This is a genomic window from Rhodoblastus sp., assembly GCF_041915505.1.
Taxonomy (GTDB): domain Bacteria; phylum Pseudomonadota; class Alphaproteobacteria; order Rhizobiales; family Beijerinckiaceae; genus Rhodoblastus.
This window is the reverse complement of sequence record NZ_JAYSBG010000057.1, coordinates 1-14,594: the sequence shown is the minus strand read 5'-3', so window position 1 is coordinate 14,594 and position 14,594 is coordinate 1. Positions and strand designations below refer to the sequence as shown.

The following is a 14,594-nucleotide window of genomic DNA, read 5'->3' as shown; positions in this document are numbered from 1 at the left end:
CGCTTCCAACATCCCGCATCAGAGATAGTGTCCATTATCCACAAGTGGACACGATCACCGCGCCACTCCGATCACCTATCCGCGCTCCGCGCAGTCAATGCCAGACGGCCCTCGCCGGAGGGATACGTACGTGACATGCCTGGCCCGGAAAAATCGGGCTAGACAAATAATCGGGTTTTCGGATTATCTAAAAATCAGATATCGACTCGAGCAGCGCATGTGTCGCTACGAGCGACGGAGCGCCCCATGCGTTTATACGAATGTGATAAATGCAAAACCGTGAACAGAATTAATGAGTTTCGCCTCGACAAACAGCCCGTTTGCGGGGCGTGCGGGCAAGCGATTATCGACTTTCCGTTTTGTCGTATTGTGCGCCGCATATGGAACGATCGAGCGATAGCCGTCTTTTTTCTAATGGTGGTAGGATTCGGTTTCGGGATGGCGCTAACGCGATCCGCAAGCCCTGACGCCTCCCAAGGAAGCACACAAGCAGCAATAGTGCCCGTTCCTGCGCCGCGCCCGGCGGCTGTGGCGCCCCAACCAAATTTGTCGACAGCGTCGTCAGCGCCGCAGCCAGCGACGCAACCACCAGAGCCGGTGTACCAGGCGAATGGCATTCTTCGATCGGATAGAAGCACGGGCGTCGCGCCATTATCTGTTACGGCGCCCCGTGGGAATGGCGGCGTTTACGTCAAGCTTCTCGATTATCCCTCGGAGCACACGCGATTGGCGTTTTTCGTCAATGCAGGAAGCCGCTTCGAAACCAAAGTGCCGCTCGGCAAATACAAAATCGTATTTGCGACGGGGGATCGATGGCTGGGAAAGCCAAAGGACGACAAACTGGGGTTGTTTTGGCCCGAAACCAATAGAATGCAGCTCGATAGCATATTCTCGTTCAGCTCACAGGAGGATGGCACAAGGGTAGAGTACACGGGCCACGACATTGAGCTCATTGATCAGCGCGACGGCAATCTGAGAAAGAAGGAAATTTCTTCTAATGAATTTGGGGATTAAATGGGTGCTAAATAGCTCTCAAAAACTCAATAGACATTATGTCGAATTGAGGAAATGCCTCAAATGAAAGACACGTTGATTGGATTTTTGATATATTTTATTTTTACCTTCGGCGTTCTCTATATCGACTCACACAGGAGAGACGGGAATTGGTTTGGTGGATCGCCAAAATTCGGTCCGTTCCGATGCTCCAAAGACCTTTCGGGACATGTCGCCGGCTATAAATGGGCCGAAGCCCACCAGGTTAGTTCTACGCGCGGCTGCCCACACGGCAATTCGAGATCATTTTATGAAGGGTGCTTGGTCTACATTCATGAGTCGGACAATCCCCCAGACGATTACGACTACCCAGAATGACCACGATCGCGGTCCTCGGCGATGCGTCAAGCCTTCTCCGCAAGCGGGCACCCGACGTGAGCGTTTGAATTCCTCCGATCCGCCAACTCGCCGCCGATTACCGCATAGTAGTTTCGACTATGGGGACATTCAGCTGGGAAAGCTCGTTGCGTTTAGCGCCCCGCTCGCCTTTGATGGTAAACTAGCCATCAGACGCGATTCGAGATCATCGTTCCAAGCATGCTGACGCCCGCCGAGATCGTCGACCTACTGTCGCCTACGACACCGGATCTGGCACATCGCATTGCTTCCATGGACAAGTCCTGGGAGGACGACGGCGCAAAGATCTCGGGTCGATTCTTCTACGTCACGTTCCGCGACAGCAAGCCCACCGTTGATGACCTAGTCGCGATTGCTCACGCGCGCATGGTCAATTTTGTGATGCCGCGGTCGCGCATCGAGGAGGTCCAGTCCGAGCTCCAGGCGAACCCGGACGTCATGGATCCCTGGGTTCTGCTCGTAACCGAGGCACGCGATCTTTTCATGCGGACCGACAAGGAGACCGGGCGGAGCGGAGAGCTTGGCGAGCTGTTGCTTTATATGTTGATCGAGTGGGTGCTGAAGGCTCCTATCGTGGCCTGCAAGATGTATTTGAAAACGTCTCAGCAGATGCCCGTTCACGGCGTCGACGGCATCGGCGAAGAAGCTCCCGATAATGGCGGCGCCCCATACTAAAATCTCAAGGTCACCTACTCTGGGGGCTCCGTCGAAACCCCTCAAACTGTCCCCCAATATCCCGTATATCCTCTCGATTTTGGGATGCCGGTCTTCCGGCCGGCCTCGCTTTGCCTCTTCGCAAATCTCTGCCACGGCCTTGGCCGCTTCCGCCAAAGACGCAGGTGCAAGGTCCCCTAGCAGCTGGGCAACAACCCCATGTTCGGCATACGAAGGAATGGATTGGAATAGACCCTCCAATGGGTTCGGGGACTTTTCGTCGTTCATAAAGGGGCGCGCCTCTGGCAGATGGTTTATCCATCGAAACCAGGGATGCCGCCCCAGCTTGTCGGATGGCCGTCGTATCCGCGAGCGATATGACGTTAATTCACCGGGCGAAATGGTACGACCACGCCCTCGGGCTTGATGTCGCCCATCGCCTCGGCAATTCGGTCAGCGACGTCGTCGGCGGCGGCGAGCAGCACAGCGTCAGCCGCGTGGGCGTAACGGCTCGTGACGCTGTTTTTTTTATGGCCCAGCAGGCTGGCGATGGTGAGTTCCGAATAGCCGGCGTCGAAGGCAACCGATGCAGCCGAATGGCGCAGCACGTGCGGCGTCACGTCGAGCGGTAAGGAAGCCCTCTTGGCGATACGCAGCCAGAATTTCGGGAAGCCTGTCATCGGCCCGTTGCCTTTACTCGCTGGAAAAACTGGCTGGTCTGCCTTGCGCATCCCAATCGGCACCGAGCGGATCGCCTCGCAGGCCCGATGTGACAATGGCCGAAGCGACTCGCCGGTCTTGGTATCGCGCAGGCGCGCCGTCCGCGTCGCCAGATCGACCTCGCCACATCGTAGGCCGATGGCCTCGCCCCGTCGCCAGCCAGTGATCGCCAAGAATCTCGTCAGTGCCAGAGCGGGTGGCCACATTTCGGCTTCCAGATCGCGCAGCGCTATGCCGAGGCGGGTATATTCCTCCGCTTTCAAACGCCGCTCGCGCCGTCCATCAGCGGGACGATCAACGCCGCGAACGGGGTTGTCCGGACGTAGCCCTTTCTTGATCGCGAAGCTGAAAATGCCGCCGAGCAGACCGACCGTTCGAGCCGCCGTGCCCCGGCCGCCAGCGACGCGCGCTAGTCCGTGCTTGCCGGTCTTGATTCGTGCGGCGGTCTCGCCGACCGCGACCGAGTGCATGAAAATTTCGATGTCGTCTCTAGTGATCGCTGCCACAGGACGGCGGCCGAGTAAGGGCTTGATGTGCCGCTCGACCCTGCCTACGTCGATTACGAGCGTGGATGCCTTCTTCTGCTTGCCGCGCCGGACGATAAGTCTGCCAGCTTGGGCCTCAGCGAGGTACAAATCGCAAAGTTCAGCAACGGTGGTTGCGTTGCGTCTATCCTGTTTGTCGCCAGACGGGTCGCCGCCCTTGACAACTTCTCCGAGCAGCCGCACGGCTTCGTCGCGCGCCATTTCGGGTGTCCATGGCGAGCCATGACGGCCAATCGTCGCCCACCGCTGGCGGCCTTCGCTCGTCCGATATTTCAACATGTAAGTGACGGCTTCGCTCTTTTGGCGACGGGCGCAGAAGCCGGAAACTTTCGCGTCCCAAATCGTCTCTCCCGGCTCGAGGGCGCGAACATCTTTCAGCCCAATTATTTTCTTCGCCATGTACGCCTCAAGCTTTTCTTGGTCCGCTGGGCGGATTTCTAGCGACCAATTAGCGACCAGATCCCAGCAAAAAATAGCAACGCTCCGGATAGGTGCGCAACAAAAATATCGTGTGAATCATAGTGTTTAAGCTATGTTGGCAATCCTCGGCGAAGCCGAGAAAGCGTTAGGAACTACCCTCCGAAGGCAGAGGCCAGGGGTTCGAATCCCTTCGGGTGCGCCATTCTCGCCGAGGCGCTGGTTTAGCTGGCGCTTCTGTAGCGGGCGCCCGGCGAGAGGCTCGAGGTCCTTTATCCCACGAATTCCTTTTCCCTTCGCCTCGTCACTCGTCGTGGCGCACCAGGAAGGATTGCAGCGCGGACGCCGTCTCGACGGGAAACTGGTCGATAAAAAAATGGCCGCCGGGCAAGGAAGCCGTTTCCATTCGCGAGCAATGTTTCGCCCATTCCGTCGGGATGTCGAAGAGCCTCGCCATCAGGCCCTCGGCGCCAAAAAACACCAGCGTAGGACAGGCGATCCTGACGGCGATGTCCTCGGCGTCATGTTGAAGGTCGATCGAAGCCGCGGCGCGGTAGTCCGAACAGGAGCCGTGGATCATGTCCGGATTACGCCAGGCGGCGCGATAGGCGTCGATCATGTCAGGCGCGAAATCCGAGATCTTCGCCGCGCCCCAGCCAACCAGGCATGTTTCGAAGAAAAAGTCCGGATCGTTTCCGATCAGCCGTTCCGGAAAAGGCGCGGGCAGTGAAAGAAAATACCAGTGCCAATAGGCGCCCGAGAGGACGCGGTCGACCTTCATGAACATCGTATAGGTTGGCACAATGTCCATCACGCAAAGCGAGAGCACGGCGTCGGGATAGTCCAGCGCCATGCGATGCGCCGTGCGGCCTCCGCGATCGTGCCCGATCACGTGGAAACGGGAAAAACCGAGTGCGCGCATCAGGCCGATTTGATCGGCGGCCATCGCGCGAAACGAATAGTTCGAGCAATCCTCCAGACATTTCGGTTTGCCGGAAGCGCCATAGCCGCGGAGGTCTGCGCAAACGACGGTGAGCCGTTCCGACAGCAGCGGCGCCACGCGCGCCCATAAAGCCTTGCACTGTGGGTAGCCGTGCAAGAGCAGGACGGGCGCGCCCTCGCCGCCGACGACGCAGGAAATGGCGACGCCATCCACCGAAATGGTCTTGTGCTGGAAGCCTTCAAACATCGCGGCTCTCCGGCCGTCTCATCGACACCGTTATTGGCGGAGGCGGATGGGAATCGAACCCACCGCCCGTTGTTGACGGGCCGCTGGTTTTGAAGACCAGGAGGGCCACCAGACCCCAATCGCCTCCGAAGCTCTCAACGCAGTACGGGCGGATTGTCTCTCCCATTCACATTTGCCGCGCGAGGACACGGCGGTCTTCCACCCTACGGGTGAAAAATATGCTGTCCAGATGTTCGAGCAACGGCACGCTATATTTGCGGGATATGCCGAGCGCGGCCCCGATTTCCGAGACGGCGAGGCCGTTGTCCCGCAGGAGCAGGGCGAGCCGTCGTTGCGCCTCGACGATGGCGTCGCGGTGGAATACCAACTCGCGTTTCTGGACGCGATCCAGCGCCCGCACAGCGATCCCGTCGCGGACCAGCCGCTCCAGCAATTGCCGGCGGGCGGGATCTGGCGCGAGCTTCCACGGTTCCGGCGGCGTGAGACCCGCCTGTTTGAGCGTTTCGGCCATGCGCACGGCTTCGAGATGTTTCCGGGCGACTTCGGCGCTGTCGCGGGCGGCGTCGGCGAGCGCGATCCGTCCTCCGGCGTGGCGAGCCTTGCCTGCGGTCACGAGGCGGGCGACGGCCGCCTCGATCGCCGCCTCCGACGCCTGCGGCGACAGCCTGGCCAGCGCCCGGTCGCCGAGGCCGTCCGGATGCAGCGCGAGCGCCTCGGACAATCGGGCGAGCAGCGAATCGAACGCCGGAGGCGCAATGACGAAATGTTCGTGGTCGGTGACGATCGGAGGCGTCGTCGCCCGGCGCAGGACCGCCAAGGCCAGAGGCGGCGCGAGGCCGGCCAGCCGCGCCAGCCGCGCTGTCTCAAGGCCCTTCTCGCCGGCCTCGTTCAACGCTTCAGCGACAATGCGATCCGGCGTCGTCCCGACAAGGCCGTCAAGCCGACGCAACACAGTGGGAGCACGCCGCTTTTGCCGTCGCGCATCGGGATCGAGAATGATTCCGCCCGCGACTGTCAAAGCCGGAGAGGGCAGACGCAGGATAAACCGCTCACGCGCCGGAACCGAGACGGGCGCAACGAGCCTAAGCTGCGCCAAAGCGCTCTCGCCCGGCTCCAATGCGTCGCGGTCCAGCAGCCGCAGCCGGGCCTCCGCCTCGGCGGCGCCGAATAACAGGTCGAGCCGCATGCCGGTTTGCAGCGTCGGGGCGTCCGCGACCGCGCGGATTGAAACGTCCAGCCAAGGGGAAGGCGGCAGCATGCCCGGCGTCGCCAGCGCGTGACCACGTCCGACTTCGGACGGCTCGACGCCACGGAGATTGACGGCGACGCGCTGTCCCGGCTGCGCCTCGTCCGCGGGCGCGCCGTGAACTTGCAGGCCTCTGATCCGCAGAGACCGCTTCTCGGGAAGGAGTTCGATCTCGTCTTGCGCGCGTAGGCGCCCGCGCCGCAAAGTTCCGGTGATAATTGTGCCGTGGCCGGCGATCGAAAAAGCGCGGTCGATCGGCAGCCAAATGAAGCCGCAGTCTTCAGGTGGCGTCGCACGCGACGCCAATGCGGCGATCGCCGTGGTGATTTCCGTCAGGCCCGCGCCGGTCGGCGCCGAGAAAGGGAGAGGCGGCCCAAAAACGTCCATGCCCGCAGCGCGCGCCAGCGCGGCGGCGCGCGCGCCAACATCCTCGCCTTGTTCGCGCGTCGCCAGATCCGCCTTGCTCACGACCACGATCGCCTGCCGGACGCCGAGCAGTCCGGCGATGTCGACATGCTCGCGCGTCTGAGGCATGACGCCTTCATTGGCGGCGACGACGAGCAGCGCGGCGTCGACCCCGGTCGCTCCGGAGATCATGGTGCGGACGAAACGTTCGTGGCCGGGCATGTCGATCAAGTCGATCTCGGCGCCGTCCAGCGCGAAATGAGCGAAGCCGAGCGCGATGGAAATGCCGCGGCGGCGCTCTTCTGGCAGGCGGTCGGTATCTATGCCGGTCAGGGCGCGCGTCAGGGCCGTCTTGCCGTGATCGACGTGGCCAATGACGCCAAGGGTCAGGCGGCGCGCGACAGGACCGGCGACGCGCGCGGGGCGCCCGGGCGCGCTCATGCGGTCGCTTCCCGGATCGCCGCAGCCACGATGGGTAGATCGGCGTCTTCGAGCGCGAACACGTCCAGCAACATGCGGCCGCCTTCGATCCGCCCGACAATCGCCCGTCGGTTCAGGCGCAGGCGGCGGGCGAGGTCTTCCGCTGCGAGGCCTGGCGCGACGACGGCGACCGCGCGGCTCGGCAAGGCGATGGCCGGGAGCGCGCCGCCGCCGGAATAAGCGGAGCTCGCGACGATTTCCGTCCGCGCGGCGGGCGCGATCAGGTCGGCTAGCCGTTCCGCGCGCGCCTGCAATTCGGCTTCCTGTTGCGCGATCATGCGCAAGGTCGGAATGCGCTCCCGCGCCAAAGCGGGATCGCGATGCAGACGCAGAGTCGCCTCAAGGGCGGCGAGTGAAATCTTGTCGAGGCGCAAGGCCCGAAACAAAGGATGCCGTCGCAGCGGGGCGACGGCGTTCTCGCGTCCGACGATCAGGCCGGCTTGTGGGCCGCCGATCAGCTTGTCGCCGCTGAAGGCGACCAGATCGGCGCCGGCGGCGACGCTCTCGCGCACATTGGGTTCGCGCGCGGCCTCGCCGGGGCGCAGTTCGGCGAGCGCGCCGCCGCCGAGGTCGTAGATCAGGTGCAATCCGCGTTCCCGCGCCAGAGCGGCGAGCGAAGCGAGATCGGCTTCGGCGGTGAAGCCGACCATCCGGTAATTGCTGGGATGAACCTTCAGAATCGCGCGCGTCGCGGGCGTGATCGCCGCGGAATAATCGGCCAGCCGGGTCTTGTTGGTGGTTCCGACTTCGACCAGCCGCGCGCCGCCCTGCTGGATCACATCGGGAATACGAAAGCCGCCGCCGATTTCGATCAATTCGCCGCGCGACACCACGACCTCGCCGCCCGTGGCGAGGCCAGAGAGCGCCAGCAGCATGGCGGCGGCGCAATTGTTCACAGCGAGCGCCGCTTCCGCGCCGGCGAGGGCGCAGAGTAAGGCCTCCACGCCCGGCGCGCGCTTGCCGCGCAGTCCGGTCTCCAACGTGAATTCGAGATTCGAATAGCCGGCCGCCTCAGCCATCGCCGCGACGGCTTCGCGCGCCAGCGGAGCGCGTCCGAGATTGGTGTGCAGGACGATCCCGGCGGCGTTGATGACGCAGCGCAGGCCGGTTGCTTCGGGCATGCCAAGCAAAGCCCCTGCGCGCCCGATGATCGACTCCGGATCCGTATGGGCGGCGACGCCCGCCAGCAATTCGGCGCGAACCGCCTCGACCGCCCGGCGCAACGCCTCGACCACCGCCGCGCGCGGAAGAAGCTCGAGCAAGGCCGTCGTTTCCGGCTGTTCCATCAGCTTTTGCACTTGCGGCAATTGCTGCAAGGCTTGGGCGCCGGTCGGCTCGCCGCTTGACGCGTCCATATTCGCCGTCCCCGTTTGAGCCGATTATTGGACGATTTTGTACGGAACGATACAGCCGACTTCGCGTTTCCGTTGAAAAATACCGCAATCTTCGCCGTTTGGCGGATTTTTCGGCTCCTGTTCGACTTTCACGGGCGTGAGATGGGAGATCGCCGGATGAATGTCGTCATCGACAAGCCGCGCCTGACCGATCTCGCGCATGGCGGCGGCTGCGGCTGCAAGCTGGCGCCCGCCGTGCTCCAGCGGTTACTGGCGGACATGCCGACGGGCGGCCCGTTTCCGGCTTTGCTGGTGGGAACGGAAACATCGGATGACGCCGCCGTCCTGCGGCTCAGCGACGACAGCGCTTTGGTCGCGACCACCGATTTCTTCACGCCCATTGTCGACGACCCGCAAGATTTCGGGCGCATCGCCGCCACCAACGCCTTGTCCGACGTCTACGCCATGGGCGGCCGGCCGGTGCTGGCGCTCTCGCTGCTCGGCATGCCGCTCGGCAGGATTTCCGAGGACCAGGTCCGCGCCATTCTGGCAGGCGGCGCGGCGGTCTGCGCCGAAGCGGGCGTTCCGCTCGCCGGCGGCCATTCGATCGACAGCGCGGAGCCGATTTATGGCCTTGTTGCGCTCGGTATCGTCCATCCGGACCGGGTGCTGCGCAATTCCAGCGCCTGCGCCGGCGATGCGTTGATCCTCACCAAGGGGCTCGGAATCGGCGTTTTCAGCGCCGCGCTGAAGAAGGGTCAGCTTGGCGGCGCCGATTACGCGACCATGATCGCTTCGACCACGCGGCGCAACGACGTCGGTCCGGCGCTCGCCGCCGCTCCCGGCGTTCACGCCGCCACCGACGTGACCGGGTTCGGGCTGCTCGGCCATTTGCTGGAAATGTGCCGGGGTTCGCATCTGCGGGCGGTGATCGACGAAGGGGCGCTGCCGTTTCTGCCAGGCGCCGTCGCTTTGGCCGAAGCGGGTTTCGCCACCGGCGCGGCGCGACGCAACTGGGACAGCTATGGCGCCGATGTCGTCCTGCCGGACGGCTTGCCCGATTGGCGGCGCGGCCTGTTGTGCGACCCGCAGACCAGCGGCGGCCTGCTGGTCGCCGTCGCTCCTGACGCGGCCGAGCGCGTTGCTCGGCTTTGTGTCGACGCCGGCTTTCGACAAACCGCGATCATTGGCCGGCTGGAGCAGGGACCGTCGCAGGTTTCCGTGATTTCCCAGCGATTGGAGGAGCGTCCATGCTGAACCGTCGTTCGTTCCTGTTGGCGGCTTCAGGCGCGGCCGTTCTGTCGCGCATCGACATCGCCGCGCGTGCCGCTGAGAATCCGCCGCAGGCAGGATGGCGGCGTTTCGAGCTGACGACCCAGGTCGACCTGTCGACGGAGTCCGGGGCGGCGCAATTATGGCTGCCGCTGGCGCAGAGCGCCGAAGGCTACCAGCGCAGCAGCGCGGCGGCGCTGGAAACCAATGGCGTCGCCGGCAAGCCGCGAGATGCGCGCTATGGCGCGAGACTGGTCAGGATCGATTGGGTCGAGGCCGGACCGCGCTCGGCGAAACTGGTCCAGACGGTGGACGTCCTGCCGCGCCGGACGATCGCCGCCGAGCTTTCCGCCGATGAGCGCGCTTTCTGGCTGCAGCCGACGCCGAGCGTCCCGACCGACGGGATCGTCGCGGAGACGGCGTGGCGCATTGTCGGCGATCAACGCGACCCCGAGCCGAAGGCGCGCGCGCTCTATAATTGGGTGGTCGAAAACACGTTCCGCGAAGGCTCGACGCGCGGCTGCGGAATCGGCGACATCAAGGCCATGTTGCAGACCGGCTGGCTGGGCGGCAAATGCGCCGATATCAACACGCTGATGACAGGCCTGTCCCGCGCCTGCGGCCTGCCCGCGCGCGACGTCTATGGCGTTCGCGTCGCGCCATCGCAGGAGTCGCGCTCGCTTGGCGCTACGGGTGAAATCACCAAGGCGCAGCATTGCCGGTCGGAAATTTATATCGACGGCAAGGGCTGGCTGCCGGTCGATCCGGCTGACGTCCGCAAGGTCGTGCTGGAGGAAAAGGCGCCGCTGGACAGCGACCATGTGCGCGCGCAGCGCGCGCGGCTGTTCGGCGCCTGGGAGATGAACTGGGTCGGCTTCAATTCGGCGACGGATATCGTGCTGCCCGACGCCCTGCGGCCGATGCGGTCGAATTTCCTGATGTATCCCTGCGCCCTGACGGCCGGCGAGGAGATCGACTGCCTCGATCCCGGCGCCTTCCGCTATCGCATCTTTTCGCGCGAACTTTCCGCGTGATCGTGCGTTTTTGAGTTAAAACCGGTCGTGATTTCACGACTTAAGACAAAAACAACCCGACCACGATTCCTCGATGGATCGCAAGCCGGAGGGGGCAGGCCGATGAACGTCGAAATCACCCGTCGAGGCGTGCTGAAGGGCGCCGCCGCCGGTCTCGCCGCATCCTCTCTCGCAGCGCTGGGCTTCGGCGCCCTGGAAGAGGCGGTCGCCGCCACCGTCCGCCCGTTCAAGCTGACGGCGGCCAAGGAAACGCGCAACACCTGCCCCTATTGCTCGGTCGCCTGCGGCGTCATCATGTACAGCCTCGGCGACGGCGCCAAGAATGCGCGTCCCGCCGTGCTGCATATCGAGGGCGACCCCGATCATCCGGTCAATCGCGGCACGCTCTGCCCCAAGGGTTCGGGCCTGCTGGATTTCGTGAATTCGGAGAGCCGCACCAAATATCCGCTCTACCGCGCGCCGGGCTCCGACAAATGGGAGCGCAAGCCCTGGGACTGGACGCTCGACCACATCGCGCGCCTGTTGAAGGATGACCGCGACAAGAATTTCGTCGCGCAAAACGCCGATGGCGTCACGGTCAATCGTTGGATCACCACCGGCTTTCTCGGCGCCTCCGCGACCACCAACGAAACCGCTTTTATAACCTATAAGGTGATCCGCAGCACCGGGGCCTTGGTCTTCGACAACCAGGCCCGAATATGACACGGACCTTCGGTGGCCAGTTTGGCCCCAAGTTTCGGTCGCGGCGCGATGACCAACACCTGGATGGACATCAAGAACGCCGATCTGGTTGTGGTGATGGGCGGCAATCCCGCCGAGGCGCATCCTTGCGGTTTCAAATGGGTCGTCGAAGCCAAGGCGCATAACAAGGCGCGTCTGATCGTCATCGATCCGCGTTTCACGCGCACGGCTTCCGTGGCCGATTTCTACTGCCCGATTCGTCCGGGCACGGATATCGCGTTCCTCAACGCGGTGACGAAATATCTGCTCGACGCCGACAAGATCAATCACGCCTATGTCCGAGCCTATACCAACGCCAGTTTCATCGTGCGCGAGGGCTATTCCTTCGAGGATGGCCTGTTCGCCGGCTATGACGCGGACAAGCGCGCCTATGACATGGCGACCTGGGACTATGAGATGGGCGACGACGGCTTTGCCGCGGTCGATCCGACCCTGCAGCATCCGCGCTGCGTGATGCAACTGCTGCGCAAACATGTCGCGCCCTATAGTCCGGAACTGGTGGAGCGCATCTGCGGAACCCCGAAGGACAAGTTCCTCAAGGTCTGCGAGATGATCGCCGCCACGGCGGCGCCCGACCGGACCATGACGTCGCTCTATGCCTTGGGTTGGACGCAGCACAGCTATGGATCGCAGAACATCCGCGGCATGTGCGTCGTGCAGACTCTGCTCGGCAATATCGGCGTTCCCGGCGGCGGCATGAACGCGCTGCGCGGCCATTCCAACATTCAGGGCCTCACCGATCTCGGCCTGATGAGCGAATTGATGCCGGGTTACATGGATCTCCCGCTCGACGGCGACAAGGATCTCGACGGCTATATGGGCCGGCATCAGTTCAAGCCGTTGCGCCCGGGCCAGACCAGCTATTGGCAGAATTACCGGAAATTCTTCGTCAGCTTCATGAAGTCCATGTATGGCAAGGCGGCGACGGCGGAGAATCATTTCGCCTATGACTGGCTGCCCAAGCGCGACGTGCCGACCTACGACATCATTCGCGCCTTCGAACTGGCGAAACAGGGCAAGATCAACGGCTATGTCATGCAGGGCTTCAACCCCCTGATGACCTTCCCCGATCAGACCAAGATGCGCGAGGGCCTGAGCAAGCTCAAATTCCTCATCGTCATCGATCCGCTGAAGACGGAGACGGCGCGTTTCTGGGAGAATCATGGCCCCTATAACGACGTCAAATCGGCGGACATTCAGACCGAGGTGTTCGAACTTCCGAGCACTTGTTTCGCGGAAGACGAAGGCTCGCTGAGCAATTCCAGCCGCTGGCTGCAATGGCACTGGCCGGCGCAGAATCCGCCCGCGGAAGCGCGCACGGACATCGACATCATGGCGGAGCTGCATCTGCGGCTGCGCGCGCTCTACAAAAAGGAAGGCGGCGCCTTCCCCGACCCGATCCTCAATCTGAACTGGCCCTATCAGATCGCGGAAACGCCGCGGTCCGATGAAATCGCGCGCGAGATCAACGGCTCGACGCTGGAGCCAATTCCGGACGCCGCCGATCCGACCAAGATCGCGCTGCCCGCGGGGAGGTTGCTCGACGGTTTCGCGCAATTGCGCGACGACGGCAAGACCGCCTGCGGCTGCTGGATCTATTCCGGCTGCTTCACCGAGGCCGGCAATATGATGGCTCGGCGCGATCCGTTCGATCCGGATGAGCGCGGCGTCGCGCCGAAATGGGCCTGGGCCTGGCCGGTCAATCGGCGCATCCTTTACAATCGCGCCTCGGCCGATCCCGATGGCGCGCCGTGGGCGCCGAACAAGAAACTCGTCTGGTGGAATGGCAGCGCCTGGGTTGGATTCGATACGCCCGATTATGGGCCGACCACGCCGCCGAGCGCGGGGGTGACGCCCTTCATCATGAACGACGACGGCGTTGCGCGACTCTTTGTGCGCAAACTCATGCGCGACGGACCGTTCCCCGCCCATTACGAGCCGTTCGAATCGCCGCGCGGCAATCTGCTTTCGCCCAAGACGAACAACAATCCGGCCGCGCGCATCTTCAAGGACGATCTCGCGGCGCTCGGAACTTCCGACAAATTCCCCTATGTGGCGACCAGCTACCGGCTGACCGAACATTTCCATTACTGGACCAAACACGCGCGGCTCAATGCGATTGTCCAGCCGCAGCAATTCGTCGAAATCGACGAGGCTTTGGCGAGGGACAAGGGCATAGCCAATGGCGGCTGGGTGCGGGTGTGGAGCAATCGTGGCGAGCTGAAAGCGGTCGCCATGGTGACCAAGCGCCTGCGGCCGCTGATCTGCGACGGCAAGCCGGTCCATGTCGTTGGCATTCCGCATCATTGGGGCTTCACCGGCCTGACGCGAAAGGGCTGGAGCCCGAACGCGCTGACGCCGGCGGTGGGCGACGCCAACACCCAGACGCCCGAATACAAGGCCTGGCTGGTCAATATCGAGCCGACCACGCCGCCCAACCCGACGTCGTGAGGAAGGCGCCCTATGGCTGAGCTCCCGTCACTCGACATCCTGCGCCGCTCGGCTTCGACCTATCCGGCGCCGCGCATCCGCGCGGAGGCGACAATCGAAGTCGCTAAGCTGATCGACGTCTCCAAATGCATCGGCTGCAAGGCCTGTCAGGTGGCGTGCAGCGAATGGAACAATCTGCGCGCCCCGATCGGCGAAACGGTGGCGACGCTGCAAAACCCGCCCGATCTCGCCGCCGACGTCTGGACGCTGATGCGGTTCAGCGAAGTCGAAACGAAGGAGAACGATCTCGAATGGCTGATCCGCAAGGACGGCTGCATGCATTGCGCCGATCCCGGTTGCCTGAAGGCCTGCCCGGCGCCCGGCGCCATCGTGCAATACGCCAATGGCATCGTCGATTTCAACGAGGCCAATTGCATCGGCTGCGGCTATTGCCTGAAGGGATGTCCCTTCGACATTCCGCGCTACGGGCAGGAAGACCGCAAGGCCTATAAATGCACGCTCTGTTCCGATCGCGTCGCGGTCGGGCTGGAGCCGGCCTGCGTCAAGGCCTGCCCGACCGGCGCGATCACGTTCGGCTCCAAGGAGGCTATGACGGAACATGCGGCGGGTCGCGTCGAGGATCTGAAATCGCGCGGCTTCGCCAATGCCGGGCTTTACGATCCGCAAGGCGTCGGCGGCACGCATGTGATGTATGTG

General features: G+C 63.2%; 10 protein-coding genes and 1 tRNA gene. 6 read left to right on the top strand and 5 right to left on the bottom strand.

The genetic code is table 11. The features are described 5' to 3' along the window. Positions 1-246 precede the first annotated feature (246 nt). Both ACE3S9_RS05945 and ACE3S9_RS05940 read left to right on the top strand, forming a co-directional pair. On the top strand, positions 247-1,014 hold the full coding sequence (locus ACE3S9_RS05945; protein ID WP_374545521.1) for a hypothetical protein: 768 nt from the start codon (positions 247-249) through the stop codon (positions 1,012-1,014). 576 nt (positions 1,015-1,590) lie between these two features. After that, positions 1,591-2,085: a DUF1837 domain-containing protein gene (locus tag ACE3S9_RS05940; RefSeq protein ID WP_374545520.1), complete on the top strand. Its 495-nt coding sequence runs from the start codon at positions 1,591-1,593 to the stop codon at positions 2,083-2,085. Positions 2,086-2,447: 362 nt separating this feature from the next. Here the strand turns inward: ACE3S9_RS05940 and ACE3S9_RS05935 are convergent, their stop codons facing one another. The 5 genes from ACE3S9_RS05935 to selA all read right to left on the bottom strand — a co-directional run bounded on the left by ACE3S9_RS05935 (position 2,448) and on the right by selA (position 8,421). After that, positions 2,448-3,728: a tyrosine-type recombinase/integrase gene (locus ACE3S9_RS05935; protein WP_374545519.1), complete on the bottom strand. Its 1,281-nt coding sequence runs from the start codon at positions 3,726-3,728 to the stop codon at positions 2,448-2,450. 322 nt (positions 3,729-4,050) lie between these two features. Next, positions 4,051-4,935, bottom strand: coding sequence for an alpha/beta fold hydrolase (locus ACE3S9_RS05930; protein ID WP_374545518.1), 885 nt, complete (start codon positions 4,933-4,935; stop codon positions 4,051-4,053). Between the two features lie 34 nt (positions 4,936-4,969). Further along, positions 4,970-5,062 (bottom strand) — tRNA-Sec (locus ACE3S9_RS05925). A gap of 39 nt (positions 5,063-5,101) precedes the next feature. Then, positions 5,102-7,027, bottom strand: coding sequence for a selenocysteine-specific translation elongation factor (gene selB, locus ACE3S9_RS05920; protein ID WP_374545517.1), 1,926 nt, complete (start codon positions 7,025-7,027; stop codon positions 5,102-5,104). Next, the gene (gene selA, locus ACE3S9_RS05915; RefSeq protein WP_374545516.1) at positions 7,024-8,421 is read right to left on the bottom strand and encodes an L-seryl-tRNA(Sec) selenium transferase; all 1,398 of its coding nucleotides are present in this window, start codon (positions 8,419-8,421) and stop codon (positions 7,024-7,026) included. The genes selB and selA overlap by 4 nt, the downstream gene beginning before the upstream one ends. Positions 8,422-8,577: 156 nt before the next feature. Between selA and selD the strand changes: the two genes are divergently transcribed. The 4 genes from selD to fdxH form a co-directional block, all read left to right on the top strand. Further along, a complete protein-coding gene (gene selD, locus ACE3S9_RS05910; RefSeq protein ID WP_374545515.1) occupies positions 8,578-9,657 on the top strand; it encodes a selenide, water dikinase SelD in 1,080 nt (359 codons plus the stop codon). Continuing rightward, on the top strand, positions 9,651-10,706 hold the full coding sequence (locus tag ACE3S9_RS05905; protein WP_374545514.1) for a transglutaminase family protein: 1,056 nt from the start codon (positions 9,651-9,653) through the stop codon (positions 10,704-10,706). Before selD ends, ACE3S9_RS05905 begins: the two co-directional genes overlap by 7 nt. A 102-nt stretch (positions 10,707-10,808) precedes the next feature. Continuing rightward, complete coding sequence (gene fdnG / locus ACE3S9_RS05900; protein ID WP_374545513.1) at positions 10,809-13,898, top strand: formate dehydrogenase-N subunit alpha; 3,090 nt, start codon at positions 10,809-10,811, stop codon at positions 13,896-13,898. Between the two features lie 12 nt (positions 13,899-13,910). Further along, on the top strand, positions 13,911-14,594 hold a 684-nt coding region (gene fdxH, locus ACE3S9_RS05895; RefSeq protein WP_374545512.1), incomplete at its 3' end, for a formate dehydrogenase subunit beta.